Origin of the sequence: Muriicola sp. Z0-33, assembly GCF_026126425.1 — a bacterium.
Lineage (GTDB): Bacteria > Bacteroidota > Bacteroidia > Flavobacteriales > Flavobacteriaceae > JAFMPW01.
This window is the reverse complement of sequence record NZ_JAFMPW010000001.1, coordinates 83,833-99,571: the sequence shown is the minus strand read 5'-3', so window position 1 is coordinate 99,571 and position 15,739 is coordinate 83,833. Positions and strand designations below refer to the sequence as shown.

Annotated in this window: 2 protein-coding genes; both read right to left on the bottom strand. The window is 43.3% G+C overall.

The features are described from left to right. Window positions 1-6 precede the first annotated feature (6 nt). Window positions 7-13,647, bottom strand: coding sequence for a T9SS type B sorting domain-containing protein (locus tag J1G40_RS00395; protein WP_265240290.1), 13,641 nt, complete (start codon window positions 13,645-13,647; stop codon window positions 7-9). Next, window positions 13,648-15,735 (bottom strand): PorP/SprF family type IX secretion system membrane protein, encoded by a 2,088-nt coding sequence (locus tag J1G40_RS00390; protein ID WP_265240289.1) that lies wholly within the window; start codon window positions 15,733-15,735, stop codon window positions 13,648-13,650. It lies immediately after the preceding gene. Window positions 15,736-15,739: the final 4 nt, after the last annotated feature.

The following is a 15,739-nucleotide window of genomic DNA, read 5'->3' as shown; positions in this document are numbered from 1 at the left end:
AAATCATTATCTGTATAGGGTAAAATGTCCGACAAACTCCCGGTCATCAAAATCTGCCTTAAGTTTAATTACATACCAGTAATCTCCTGTCGGCAACTCGGATCCTTTATATCTGCCATCCCATCCAGCTTCACCTCCAGATACATGAGCAACGACTCTACCATAACGGTCAAATATTTTGATTAGTATTTCAGGGAATATTTCAGTATTCCTAGGCATCCATAAGTCGTTTTGACCATCGCCATCAGGAGTAAAGAAATTGGGGATTTCTATATCTATAAACTCCATGAATATATCTGCGGTAGCTTCACAACCATTAGCGTCTACCACCCTTACGGTATAGGTATCTGTCCGGTTGATGTAATAAATAGGATCGCTTCCATTGTCAATATCTTCAAAATAGTAAGTGTAAGGAGCTAATCCTCCGGCTCCGATAGCTGTTATTTCGTTAATATTGTTCTGCTCCAGAGTCAACGTCACCGGCTCAAAGCTATCAATCACAAAATCCAGGGTTTGTTGTATACATCCATTAGCATGTGAAATACCAATAAAATGGGTTCCCGGGGTCATATTTCTAAAATCAGGACTCAATTGCATGTCCGCAGGGTCTGTAGAATCCAGAGCATACATGACATCGCCTGAGACAGATGGGTCTTCCAAAGTGAGTACAATGAAATTCTCGGGGGTATCGCCCGTACATTCGTACATTGGCTCCACAGTGGCATTCAGGTTTACACCAGGATCAATAGTAACGATGACATTGGTTTCGCAGTCCTGGGCGTCTCTCACAAATATGGCGTAAGTACCTGCAGCAAGACCCACAAAAGAAGTCTGGCCTAATACAAAATCTGCGTCTGCGTTAGAATTAAATGCAGTTCTGTACGGCGCTGTTCCTCCTGTAATAACCAGGTCTGCTGAACCATCAGCGCTTCCTAAACACACCTCAGGCAATGCGGTAAATGTAACATCTACTGGGGTAGGTTCAATGATAGTAAATTGGAAAGGAATAAAACATCCGTTTTCATCCTGAGCGATTACATCATACACTCCCGGATCCAATTCGGTAAATACATTTTCGGTATCAAACTGATTTAAATTGGGCGTAATAGCATATAAGATGGTTCCCGTTCCGCCAGAGACCTCAACGGTAATTGTACCATCGGCTTGCCCGGCACAGGTTACATCTGTAAATTCTTGCCTGTCTATTTGTAAAGGAACGGGTTCTGTAATGATGATTTCAGGTGAAACTTCAACACAATCCATGCTGGTTACTCTTACATAGTAACTGCCCGCTATTAGGTTGTTGAATTCACCATCAGGCTGAGGACCTCCTATAAGGTTGGTCAAAGCTGCATCTGTAAACAATTCATAGGAATAATTTCCAAGGCCACCAAAGGCGTCCGCAATTATAGTTGCCGTGGCTTCCCCAGTACAATTTATAATTGCAGCACTGTCATCTATTACAATGTTCAGAGGAACAATTGCGTCTACTGAAACCTGGTTAGAAATCGTTGCCTCACAACCAAAAGCGTCGCGCACATAGTATTGATATACTCCTGCTGGCACTGTAAAGACGTGTGTATTGCCACCTGCCATAGGAGAGTAGACTATTCCGTCTGTACTCCATTCATAAGGGGCAGTACCCCCTGTTGCTGTCAACTCCAGTTCCGCAGGGTTGGTGCAACTCAATGAGGTGAGCTGAATTAAATTACTTGCCACATCTGTTGGTTCACTTATAGTAACCTGAACAGTTTCTACATCACAGTTCCATCTGTCGGATACAGTGATGCTATAAATTCCGGCACCAAGATTATCAAACACCGGACTCGCTTGCTCCCCGGTAGTAAAGTCTATTACTGTACCTGTTGGGTCATAGTAGTTTAATTGATAATCATATGAGCCCTCGCCGCCCACAACGTTTATTGCGGTTACGGTTGCATTTGTGTCTCCATAACATACCAGAGTAGTTGGGGTTGCAGTAATATCTGCCGTAATGGGAGTTGGTTGTACAAGATTAATAACATCATTGATAACACATCCGTTGGCATCTGTAATGGCAACAGTAAAGTTACCGGCAGAAAGACCTGCAAATAACTGACTATTCACTCCTGATACATTGTATACGGTAGTAGTGGTGGTGTTGGTTAGTACTATATCATATGGCGCATAACCACCGGTGGGATCAATAAGGATTTCACCCTGATCATTAGTGCAAGTTACATTGGCAACCTCGCTAACAGTAGCTATCAGTGGCATATCCGGAGAAACAATGGTAATGATGTTGGAATCTTCCACACAAAGTGGCACCAGGGTTTCTGTAATGCTCACAAAATAATTACCTCCCGAAAGGCCAGTAATGGCAAACGGATTAGTCGCAGTATCTCCAGCTCCGGAGATGCCAGTTGTCACCCCTGAACTGTCAAATACCTCGTATGAGTAAGCGCCTGTATAACCGCTAACATTAATCTCCAGGGCTCCATTGCTGTCACCAAAACAGGTAACAGGCGTGGTGGCTGTAGCTACCACATCAATAAGGTCGAATGGAGCAATAGTATATGGAGCAGTGTCTACATAACAACCTGTTGTCGTGTCTGTTATTCTAAAGGTGTAACTTCCAACCGCAGACAGATCAAATGTTGCTGTAACGTTTGTGGGCGTTGATGTTAAGGCGCCGTTAGGATTGCCTAAAGGCAGTAATTCATAAGTATACACATTTGCGGGGTTCCCATCATCTGTAACAGTAATCAATACTTCTTCAGGATTTACACATGAGATGGCAACATTCTGAGTAACTGTTACTGAAAACACGTTTATTGGCTCAATAGATACCGTATCTGTTGTTGTACATCCATTGGCATCAGAAACATAAACGGTGATGTTTTGAGTAGCCCCTGAATCTACTATATCAAAGGTGCTTGAAGTCTGGAAATTAATATTGTCAATACTGTACAAGTAAGGCGCTGTTCCTGATCCTACAGGAACTGTTGCTGTAATAGTTGAGGTATTAACGGTATTATCGGGATTACAGACAAATGTAGTTGCCGCTGCCGTTACCGTAAGTAAAGTAGGCTCATTAACGACAACAAATTCTCTTAAGAAACAGTTCCTGTCGGAAACAGCTTCTACCTGGTAGGTGGCAGCAGGCAGCCCTGAAAATATAGGGCTAGACTGTGGCCCCGTGATAATTACACCACCAGCATCATATAGATTATAGGCATATATCGGGTTGTCATTTACGCCTGGAGCGGCGGGCGCCAGGTTAACAGTAATGCTTCCGTCGCTAAGACCGTTACAAGACACATCTGTAATAGTATGAGGGTCAAAAGTAACTGGAGTTGGAGCGTCCAGATCTACCGCAATAGTTTCGGTGCAAACCGGAGAGCTTGTATTTAAATCGGTGATAACAAAAGTATAAGTACCGGCCTGATCAAGTGCAGTAAATACGCCTGTGGCATTTGATACTGTAGTTACTAAATCCGGGAAGGTTACTGTATAATCCAGGTTTCCGGATCCTCCATTTACAGTTATGGTAATTTCTGCATCTGGCGTAGAACCGCACTCTAAAGGTTTAACAACGGTACTAATAAGGTTCATTTCCTCATAAAGCACTTCGGGACCTATAGTGACGGTACAAGACCATTGGTCTGTAATCTGCACCTCATAACTTCCGGCTCCTAGCCCGGAGAATACGGTTGAGGTTTGCGGCGCCCCAAAGGCTACCGCGTCTTTTATTAATTGATAGGTATAGTTACTTCCCTGTCCTCCGGCAGTACCTATTACCTCTATCTCTCCTTGTAAATTAGTACAGTTTTCCTGATTGATCTGGAGTGTTGCTGTAATAGGAGCAGGGTCTGCCAGAACAATACCGTTCTGGATCATCTGCTGACACCCGGCGCTGTCTATTACCCAGGCTTCATAGGTGCCTGGCGACAATGGGGCAAACTGAGGTCCGGCAACATAAGAACCTGGCCCGGCCGGAGCCACTGTTCCTACATAATAGGAATATCCACCCCATCCTCCAAGGACATCAATAATTTCGATACTTCCGTCATTGCCCAGACAGGTGATAGGAATTATATCTGTATTGGCCGTAATGGCCGCAGGGGGGCCTGCAACACTAAAGTTTTCTTGTTGTGTGCAGAATGGATGATTGTCCTGAGTAATTACCACATAATAATCCCCAACAGGAAGGTTAACCACAGGGGTTGGTCCTAAGTTGGCCTGGTTAAGCAGGGCCGTCATAGGGATGTTGGTTATTTGCTCAAAAACCTGATAATCAAATCCTGCCACATAAACCGCATCTGTAATAGAGAATTCCACTTGTCCGGTATTGGTTCCAAAGCAGATTACATCCTGTATTTTATTGATAACTATATCAAAGGTGTTAGGATCAGTAATAGTTTCTGATGCTGTTATTATACATCCAGTATCTATATGTCTGATAAGGAAATCGTGTACACCAATTCCAAGTCCGGCAAAAACATTTGAGGCCTGGTAAGCAGCTCCATTATCTATGCTGTATTCGAACCTGGTGGTATCATTGTTGGTGGAGGTAACCGTGATGGTAATTTCCCCATCTGTTCCAGGAGTACAACTAATAGGATTGGTAATGGCTGCAGTAGCCGTTAACAATTCATCGTAAGGTAAAATCGCGGCTGTTGTGCTGCCAATACATCCATTATCGTCATAAACATTAATGATGTAAGTTCCGCCAGCAACATCAGTTTCTGTATACACTGTATTTGGCCCGGTTTGAACAATAACATCATCACCAGTGGGTACGGTACCCTGATCATTGATAAATTCGTAAATCACATAGGTAGAACTACCCCCGGTAATTGCTGCATCATTGATTGTAATAGTAGCATTGTTGGGATTGTTTCCGGCAGTACAACCAAATTCAACAACGGCAGGAGCAGGAACCACAATCGGGTTGGGTTCATTAATTACAATTCCCACAATGTCTGTTGTACAGCTATTTGTACCTGTAGCTGTAATTGTATAAGTGTTTGGAGGCAGGTTCTCAAAGGTGTTTGTTCCTGCATTGAACACCCCTGCTACTGGTGAAATGGTGTATGTTAAAGGGCTTATTCCATTATCTGTGGGTATAAGTGTTATACTACCATCATTTGCTCCGTTACAGCTGATATCTATATGCGTTTCCGTAAATGCAGGAGTTACAGCTGCCGGCACGTCTACCACAATTGTTTCGAAGCAATTGGGAACCGAGGTACTCACATCATAAACCGTAACGGTATATGCTCCTGCTGCACTTGCCAAATTCCAGGTAAACGGATTTGAAGGCAATGCCACTCTGGCCTGGTTGACAGGACCTGATATTTCGTATTCATAACTTCCGGATCCTACGGATACGTCTATAGTTATTTCGGCATTTGCAGCCACACCGGCTTCACAATCCAGTAAAGCAGTCAGACTGGCATTGAACTGTAAGTTTGGTTGAATGTTAAAGGGATCTGTATCTGCACATCCATTTAGGTCGCGTACGGCGATGGTCTGAGCAAGTCCAGAGCTCAATCCACTTACGGTGTATTGGTTGCTGCCATTGAATGTAATATTTTGAAATGGCCCTCCATTTACACTTAGCTGATACGGCGCAATACTTGGAACATCCAGAGTTACCAGCACTTCAAAAGCGCCTTCTGCTGCACAGTCATCAACTACGGCTATGGAGATTTCCGGCCTTGCATCTAACAATACAGTTACAGGATCGCTCTGGATACAATCGTATGCATCTTTTACATAAACAATATAATCTCCAGATTCTACATTGGCAGTGGTACTGCTCGTCCAACCCGGGGATGCCGCTGTTGGGGCAGGGTCCGTATTTAATAAATACTGGAATTCATATGGCGCTTGTCCAAATTGTGCTAAAGCCGTAATTACCCCTGCGTTTGGATTACAATTGTCATTGGTTGGGGAAGCGGCTGTAACAGACAATAAGTTAGTAGATTCGTCTATAGTGAAATTCGGCGAGCTAATAGAACAACCATCAAAAGGTCCTCCAACTTCCGCCAAAAGAATATAGTAGATGCCTGGTGGTAAGGTGGCAAAATTATTTATTGTCACTGGGCCGGCTGGGGGGTTTACTGCTGTGGTGCCTGTAAAGGTTGTAGTCACATTAGATTGTGCATTAAAAATCTCATAAGTTACATCAGTAGCAAGAACATCGAATGTATCGAAAGTAAATGTTACGTTTCCATCATTGGCCCCTGTACAACTGACATTAGATTCTACCAAAGAGGTGACCGTCATATTGGAAGGGGAGTCTATAGGTGCCGCTGCGGTTTCAAAATAATAACAATTAGTGGTCAAATCATGTACCACAAAAGTGTAAGTTATACCTGGGACCAAACCGGTAAAAGTAGATGTGTCACCACCCACAACATCAGGAGCCTGATAAGTAGCAGAATAAGGAACAGTATAGGTTTCCAAAATTGCAAATTCGTAGTTTCCACTACCGACAGCAGAGGAAACAGTCACAATTGCGGTACCACCTGCGGCGCAGCTCACCGTTGCGGTAGAGACATCAATGTCAAGATCATTCGGAGGAGAAGCGATAATATTGGTAGTCCTTAAGGAACATCCGTTAGCATCAACCACATCAACTTCGTAAATACCAAATTCCAAAATAGTGAAAGTGTGGTCTTCACCTCCTGCGGTAGTGACATAAGAATCTGAGAACCCATTATTACCTGTTAAGTAATAGGTGTATTCTACCGTACCGCCTGATAAGTTCTCAACGGTTATAGAGCCGGGATCTGTGCCACTTATGGGGTTACAAATTATTGGAACTACGTTAATACCATAAGCGATGGCATTTGGTTCATTAATAGTTACCGGGAATGGAACAGAAACACAACCTTTGTCATCTGTTATGGTGACTTCATAATCACCAGCAGGAAGGCCAGTGGTTTGCGTGCCATAATTTGTTGTTGAAATTGTTTCTATCACCTCTATTACATAAGGTGGGTTACCTATAGAAGTATCAATAATCACATCAAGGGCTCCCGTGCTATCTCCATTACAAAGAATATGTGTTGGGGTAACTGTTGTGATTACAGGAGTATCTGCAGGGCTAACTATTACCTGATTGGTTACTACTGTACAAGCCGTAGGCGCAGTAGTATCTGTTACTCTGAAAATATATGTGCCATCTGTGTTAGTGCTGAAGGTGTTCCCAACAAAATTGGTTGAAAAGTAGCTTGCTCCGGCATCGTTAGACCATTCGTAAGAATATGTCCCAGACCCTCCGGCCGCGTTTATGGTAACGGCGGCAGGGGCCAAACAAGTAAGGTCTGCAGTTAATACTGCGTTAGCAGTCAACTGCGGATTAATAGTTATGCTTTGTTGTACGTCTGCGCAGCCAAACTGATCTTTGACATCAATTGTATATGTTCCTGCGGCCAGGTTACTAAAAGTATAGCTTGTTGCCGTTACCGGACTTGGAGTAATCCAGGGCCCTCCGTCAATACTAAACTGGAACCCACCATTACCGGGTAATGAGGTAACATCTACCTGAATAGTGCCGTCATTGGCTCCGCTGTAACAAGCTGTTGGCGTGGCCGTAAAAGTTGGGTTATTTGGAGCAACTACAGTGAGTGCTGTATCTATAGGGTCTATACAAGCATTTGCATCTCGCACCCTGACAACATAATCGCCGGCAGCTAAACTGGTAAATACGGTTGAAGCCTGGTAGGCAATTATAATTCCGCCTACACCATCTTCTAACTGATATTCATAACTTGGTGTACCGCCAACTGCACTTGCGGTAATTGTTGCGCCGGCATTATTACAGGTAAAAGGCTCAGTAATACTTGCGCTGGCAACCAGCACGGCAGGCTCAGCTAAATTCTGCATCAAAGTAACAGAACAACTGTTGTCTAAAACGTCTCTAACAACAATGGTAATGTTCCCGGCGCTTAAGCCGTTTACGGTTATAGGCGAAACAGTTTGAGGGGCAGAAAATGCACCTGCATTTACCGAGTATTCAAATCCGTTTACAATATCAAAGTTCTCAACATCAAAAGTTATCGTACCGCTGGCATCAGCATTACAAAGTAAGTTCGTAAAGTTTGTTATTGACGCATCAAACGCATTCCCCGCATTAATAGCAACTGTGGTATCTACCGTACAATCACTTCCATAATTAACGGTAATCGTATGGTTCCCAACAGCTACATTGTTAAAAACATTTGAGGCTTGTGGGGCGCCTGCGTCCAGGCTATAGGTATATGAAGGATCGTTTGGTAATACAGTTACATTACCACTTCCATCGCAGTTATATGTAACCGCAGTACTTAAAGTGGGTTCTACTGGTAATGGAGCGATAATTACATCGGGCAAAGTAAGCACACAGGAAACTGCATTTGCATCCCGTACAGTAATAGAATAGGTTCCATCTGTCAGCGCGGGATACACAATTCCTCCTGGAGTACTCGCAGACCATGTGCCGCCATTAAGACTGTATTGAAAATCTCCGGACCCTCCCGAAGTCGGAGTAATACTTCCTACTGTGATTTCCCCTAGTTGCAAACAAGTATACGCCAGTGTTTGGGCGGCTTCAGCAACCAATGCTGCTGGTTCAGTAATGTCTATAGAGGCCGTCTCTTCACAATTATTGGCATCTCTTACCCGGACTGGATATGTTCCTGCAGTAAGGTTTACAAAGTCTGTTGATGTTTGGTAGTTTGTACCGTTGTCTATGCTATACTCGTAAGGAGCTGCACCACCGGTTACAAGAAGGGAAATAGCCCCATTGCTATCTCCAAAACATACTACCGGAGTAACTGTCGGGGTAATTGCAAGTGGAGCGTCCTGAACAATGGTAATGTCGAACATAACCTCGCAGAAACCTGCACCTCCACTATGGTCCCTGACATAAACATCGTAATCTCCTGCACCTGTTACTGCAATTGGGTTGATTACTCCAAAATCTCCTGGGATTGGAGCTACTCCATCGGCAACAATAGCATAAACATAGTTATTGTCTCCGCCAGCTGCCGTAATGGTTACATCTGTATCCGTACCACAAGCAGTTATTGGCACGGCTGTAGCAGTTACACTTAATTCAGGATCAATGGTGATAGTATCTGTCCCTGTACAGTTGTTTCCATCAACCACATCAATAGTATAAGTTCCTGGTCCTAAACCAGCAAACACATTATTAGGATCGTAAGCACCTCCGTTAATTCTGTATTCAAAATTGCCATCGCCTCCTGAAGTCACGGTAGCAGTCAAAGTCAGCCCTACGGCATCATCATAACAAAGATCATTTGCAGTGATAGAAAGTACGGGGGCAATTGCTGCATTTAAATCGAATGTTGTGACGGCCACACATCCATTGCCGTCGGTTACCGAAGCAGAATAGGTTCCTGATTGGGCCAGATTTGTAAAGTTGCCCGTGGAATTGTTAACAATAGTAACCAAATCTGGATAGGTTAAGCTATAATTATAGCTCCCCCAACCGTCACTGGCAGTAATAACAACACTACCCGGGTCTGTACAGGTAGGCTGAGTTTCAACGGCGGCTATTGTAAGGGCTGCAGGAGGAGCTGCGATTATTACGGAAGCCGTATCGGTACAGTTGGTGTCTGTATCTGTAACTGTAATATCATAGGTTCCGGCAGCAAGATTCGTCAGCGGTATTGTAGTGCTGGTCTCCCCGTTATTGTTAAAATTGGCAGGCCCGGTTATTGTATAGTCGTAACTAGTGGCGAATCCTGAAACTGTGAATAATGCTTCCCCGTCTGTATCTCCAAAACAGCTAATATTACTTACAAGCTGACCGACAACACCAATAGGGGTAACCGGACTTATAGTAAAACTTTCATCATAAGTACAACCTTTGTCATCGGTAACCCTGAAGGTATAGGTGTCTGGAGCAAGACCGTTAAAATCTGCAGAATTCCCAGAAGTTGAACTCGCGGCAATTGCTGCCGGTGCAATTATTTCAAATACAAAAGGCGTATTTCCATCAACCACCGTTACGGTAACATCGGAAATAAGTGCTGGGCACAAGGGCTGAGTTGCGGTAAATGTAAGATCGCTAGGCTCATTAAGAGGATCAATAACAATTGGATTGGTCAGAAACACACAACCATTAGCATCTCTAACTGAAATAGTATAGGAACCATTGGTCAGGTTAGAAAAAGTTTCTGCTCCTGCCCCGCTAACAAAGTTCACCCCATCTATGCTGTATTCATATGGCGCAACTCCCCCCGCAACATTTTGGGCTTCTATTATTCCGAGCTGTGTACAGGTATAATCCTGTATTAGCACAGCGTTTGCCGTTATGCCATCAGCGGGTGTTGATATGGTGTGGTATTCAAAATAATCACAGGAAGCACTTCCTTTGCGCTGTGTAATCACTATGGCGTAATCTCCTGCTGGTAAATTTGGAAAGTTACCTGATGCATTGGCGGCCAGGGCATTTGCATAGTCATAGTTGTCTTCGTCAAATCCGGCACCATCAAAAAGGTAATATGTTAGTTGATAGCCGTTGTCATCGATAAGGTTAAATTGTATTCCTCCGGTAGCTTCGCCAAAACACAATACATCTGTGACTGAGGTAGCGGCAAAATCTGCGGCGGGCCTGAATTCTATAGTGACCAGGTTAGATAGCGCAAAACAATTATTTCTATCGACAACCACAAAAGTATAATCTCCTGGGTCGAGTATATCAAAGATCTGACTCGTTTGAAACTCTGATGGCGGGATGTCTCCTGGGGTCGGATAAGAAATAACAGGAACTCCTCCCTCATCAACATAGGACCAAATGGCATAGGTATGGGGGGTTTTGCCTCCTCCAGAGTCCATTAAAATATTTCCTTCTCTACATGTTATATGTTGTGAGACTCGGGCGTCTAGAAAAAGATCGCTATTATCCAGTATTGTGACTTGTTCAGTATAATTACACCCATCATCGGTGGTGGCAAGTATATCATACACTCCAGGATTTAAGTTCTGAAAAGTGTAGTTATTGTCCGTACTGGGCCCGAAAGTATCAACCGTTGTGCCTCCCTGTGAAATTTCATAGTAATATTGAGGTTCTACGTTGAGTATAGAAATAGCTATTTCTCCAAGTCCGCTACAAGTTGCATCTGTGGTAACCACATCTACCTGGAAATCTCGGGTTAAGATTCCGATGTTTTCCAAATGGAAAACACAGCCATCCACAACCCCAACCTGGCGCATTTCTACGCTGTAAGCGCCGTTGCTGGCAATAGAAAAACTAGGGCCATTATTCGCTGAATATGGAACCAAAATGGCGCCAGATACGGCATCTAAAAGCTGATATTCATAATCTGCCGGCATATTGGTTACAGTGATGTTTCCGGGAGAAGTACAAATCAGATCTGTTTTATTAAATTGCGGATCTAATGGATTTTTAAAAATGTTGAAATAGAAGGTCCCAAAACAGCCATTCTGATAGTTCACCTGTAAGCGATACTCTCCGGCATTCTCTGCAAGGAAGTTAATTCCTGTTCCTACATTGTTCCAGGTACAAGCGCTGTCTGTGTTGGCGCAATCGGCAATAGAGGCACCACAACTGGCCTCGTCTAATTGCTCCCATTCGATGCTAAGCGCATCGGGAATATTCACTTGTATTGGTTCGGTATCATTAAGTCCGCATAGGAAAATATTAGGCAATAATTCCCCATCATTCGGGCAAGTGACTACTTCCCCTTCTACGGTATTGGTAGGGTCGTTAATTAATTGAACAATAGGGTTGGGTTGTGTAGATCCAAAGGATATTACCGTAATAATTTCCTGAAATCCTTTACATGGATCAGCAACAATCTTATCAACAATATACATCCCCACCTGAGTCACCTCTTGAGTACTTGGGTCGTTGTCCGGATCACCATCATCAATAATAGTGTCTCCGGCATCTATAAGGCCATCTTCATTCTCGTCCTTATACCAGATATAACTATCAAAATTATCACCAGCATCTAACAAGACATTCGCACCACAGAGCTGAACAGTTCTGCTGAAATCACAATTTTCTAGATCATCCAGAAGGAAGTTGGTGGCACCCGGTGTTACAAATCCACAGTTGTCAAAATCAGACACACTGGGGTCATCTGTAATTACATTATCATTAATTACCCCTTCATAAGTAGAATAGGCAAGGTTCTGTATCAGATCTGTACAGGCATCTATAAAATCGAAACAGTTTTCGGCCACCTGCACCCGCATCCGAATTTGTGAAACAGGATCACCAATTTCTATTAAATTATCCGGAATGGTAAAGGTAACCGTCCTGGAAAGAGCATCGAAGGTATAGGTCACCCCCGGAGGTAGTACCATATTGGTTTCATCCAGAGTTACATTTATAGGAAGAACATCCCTGAGCGTATAGTTGGTAGCATCATCGTTTCCGATATTCTGAAAGGATAATACATAGTCTAGTAATTGTCCCAGGTTTACCCCTGCTCCGGTAATATCGTTTCCGGCTATATCTTCTACTTTCTTCTCAACCACCATATTAGGTTCAATTATCTCAACATTAAAGGAGTTGAAGAAAGGATAGTATTGATCACCACTGGAGGTGAATCTCAATGTAGCGTCGGTTTCGTTGTTAGGAATGACAGAATTTAAGGGATTATTCAGAGAGAACATATCTGTGTCATATCCCAGGGTATTAACACTATTAGGGTTTCTGTTGGTCGTTATGGCGCCATTAAGGGTAATATTGCTATTAAAAAAATTACTTGCCGGGTTTACCGGATCACTAATAGTGGTAAATGATCCTACACTGGCAGCTCTTATGCGCATTCTGTCGCCTGTAATCCTATTGTCTCCCTCAAGGGCAGCAGCACCGATAGTAGCTCTAACTGGCCCTGCAGGAATGGTATTAAAACCACTGTAATTGATATCTACTGTTGGGTTAGCGCTTCTGACCCTGGCAAAACCGTCAAATGTGGTAATAAGTTTACCAGTAAGTGTAGGGTTTTCATAGGCGATGACCAATGTCCAGCCTCCTGCCGCACCACCTCCAGGAGAAAGCGATCCTACCACAGAGCGCACATTAGCTATGGTATAGTCGCCTGTAGGATCTGCCAGGGCAGTTACAAGTGCAGTCACATCTGCGTAGCAGGCATACGGACTGTTTTGTTGTACTGAGGGGTCTGTACTGGTAAATCCGTCGAAGAGCACCTCATCGGCTATCACATCCACATAGGCGCCTCCCGGCACCATGAATTTCACCTGATTAAAGTCGTTCTGTCTGTTAGTCCCCAACGCCTGGCCAGCTTGTTCACTTGGATAGGTTGCAGACCAGTATAAGCCCGCATAACGGATGAGGTTACAATTGGCTTGAGCAAAATTAAAGGTGGCCGTACTGGAACTAAAAGTAGTAGGGTCACTATCAACGTCTATATATTGCTGGCTGAGCCAGTCGTTATAAGTAGAACTGTTGCCTGTTAGGTTATATGGGTCTTCTGGCTCTGTAGTTGCCGTTCCTCCATCCCTGTTTACAATATTATTTGCAATAAATGTAAGGTCACCTTTAATATTGTTTTGGTAACGAATATCAAAAGTGTTGTATTGCTGAGCAGTGCCGATGTATGAAAAGAGCACAGCAAGGGCAAATAATAACTTCTTAGAATTGGTTAGTTTCATTTAGGTTATCAGGTTAGGTGTTACGCGCATGATCCACATTTTATCATCATACGAGTCGTTCAGTTTGGTATAGTAAGATATGAGGGCATTGTTCCAGGATTCATGGCGTTTTAAATAAACATACCTGTAGTTATTTTCGGGGTTAATGAAATAACTGGCACTAAGACCCTGGGTGTTTAAAAGTTTTACAAAGCGGTTGGCGTTCTTGGGGTTTGCAAAGACATTGGCTATGATATAGTATCCAGAGCCGGTGCCATTAATTGCAAAGTTTTTGGGCTCTTGAGCCGCTGCGTCAATATTATCTCTGACAACGACATTCTTCTGCAAGACATCTGTGCCGTATTTGGCATTTTTTTCACGGATTTTGTTGGTGTTTTCCACATAGGCTTCGTTAGAATATCTGTTATCAACATTCATGATCCACAATTCGCCGTCATAGGCACCGTTAATGCCCGACTTATGAGCAGCCACGGCTTCTTGCCAGGAATCATATCGTTCTAAATAGACATATTTCAGGCCATTTTTAGGATTGTCTATATAATCTGCATCAATCCCCTGGTTGGCAAGGTCGTTTACAAACTTTTCCAGGTAATGACCTCCTTTATAGACATTGGCTACAACATAGTAGCCGTCCTTTACGCCATTAAGATCTTTGAATTTTCTGCTTTTAACGGGCTTCTGTTTTTTAACAGCAGCTATTGCCTTTTGCTGAGTATTGTCTTGAGTTACCTGTGGGCGTTGAACAGGCGCTTTGGTCTTGTCGGCTGCGGTATACGCCACTGCGGACTCTTCTTCCTTGATCGGCGTTTGAATTTTGTTCTCTTGAATATTTTCAGTTTCCGGAGCTATGGCTACGGCTGTCTTATCATTATTGATCTCATAGATTTGTTTTACCTGATCTTCAATATCTGGCCGCTCCCCTTTGGTCTCCCGACGCACCAGGTTCATAGCCATTTGATATCTTCTTTCAAGGTCTTTTTGGCGGTTAGACTCTATTGAATCCTGGCGGAACATCAGCTCGGCGAGGATAGCATCATTTTCTGCCAGCCTCCTTTTTAATTCTTCAATCTCTTCATCTTTTGAACTAAATGGCTCATCAATATCAGTTTCTTCTGTGTTTTCTACCAGTGCGTCCTCATTGTCTTCGAGCATTACCCTGTCTTCGGTGAGGTTTGGAGTAAAGGAATAGGCAAATGATATTTCATGGGTAACCCCAAAATTGTCAAAATTGTTAGATAATCCCTTTTCCATGGTATATCCCAGAGACAACCTTCGGTTAAGGTTAAAACCAATACCAGCAGAAGCACCGTAAAAACTGTCATAGCCTCCCTGGACCCATCCTAATTTTGGAAGGTCGAGAATAACACTACCTCCCAGAACCACTTCATCTTCTCCAACTTTCCTGGCTCTGGCAAGGGGGATCAGCCTTCCACTTTCTAAGATGCCCGCGGCGTTTTTAAACTGATGGGTATATTGTAAGTGACTGGAAAAGGTTTTGTCCTTAAACTCTGTGATAGACTCGCTTGTCTTCAGATTGTAATCGAATAGATTTTCGGCAAAAACACCAAAATCGAACTGACCATAAGAAATGTTGAAACCAGGCTGAAAGGATAAAAGGGAATTGTCTTGAAACCCACTAAGCAGCGGATCAATTTCTACCGGGTTGGCTCTGCTTTCGTCCAGGCCGCTACTGTAATAAGAGAGGTTAGCACCGAAGGTAAAATTGCTCTTCTCACTAAGTTTAACGCCGTAGGCATAATTTGCCAGGACACCGTAATTACTTACAATACCTTCTCGCTGTGTATATAAACTTAGCCCTAATCCTGTGTGATCACTTATTCGGCCACTATAACTTAGGAAGTAGGCCTGGTTGTTGTCATCAAAGGATACGGACTGGTTTCTATGCAACAAATTAAAATACGATTTGTCTTCCCTTACTGTTGAAAATGTAGGGTTGATCAGAAACCTATTGTACTTTAATAAGTTTTGAGAGGGAACATCATAGGTGATGAACGGACTCTCTTCCTGCGCACTAACAATTGTTAATGCGCCCAGGAATAAAAAGATATATATAAGCAGGTTTTTCATTGTG

Excerpts from the sequence above, each read along its gene's own strand:
- J1G40_RS00395 (WP_265240290.1), bottom strand. The coding sequence starts at position 13,647 with ATGAAACTAACCAATTCTAAGAAGTTATTATTTGCCCTTGCTGTGCTC.
- J1G40_RS00390 (WP_265240289.1), bottom strand. The coding sequence starts at position 15,735 with ATGAAAAACCTGCTTATATATATCTTTTTATTCCTGGGCGCATTAACA.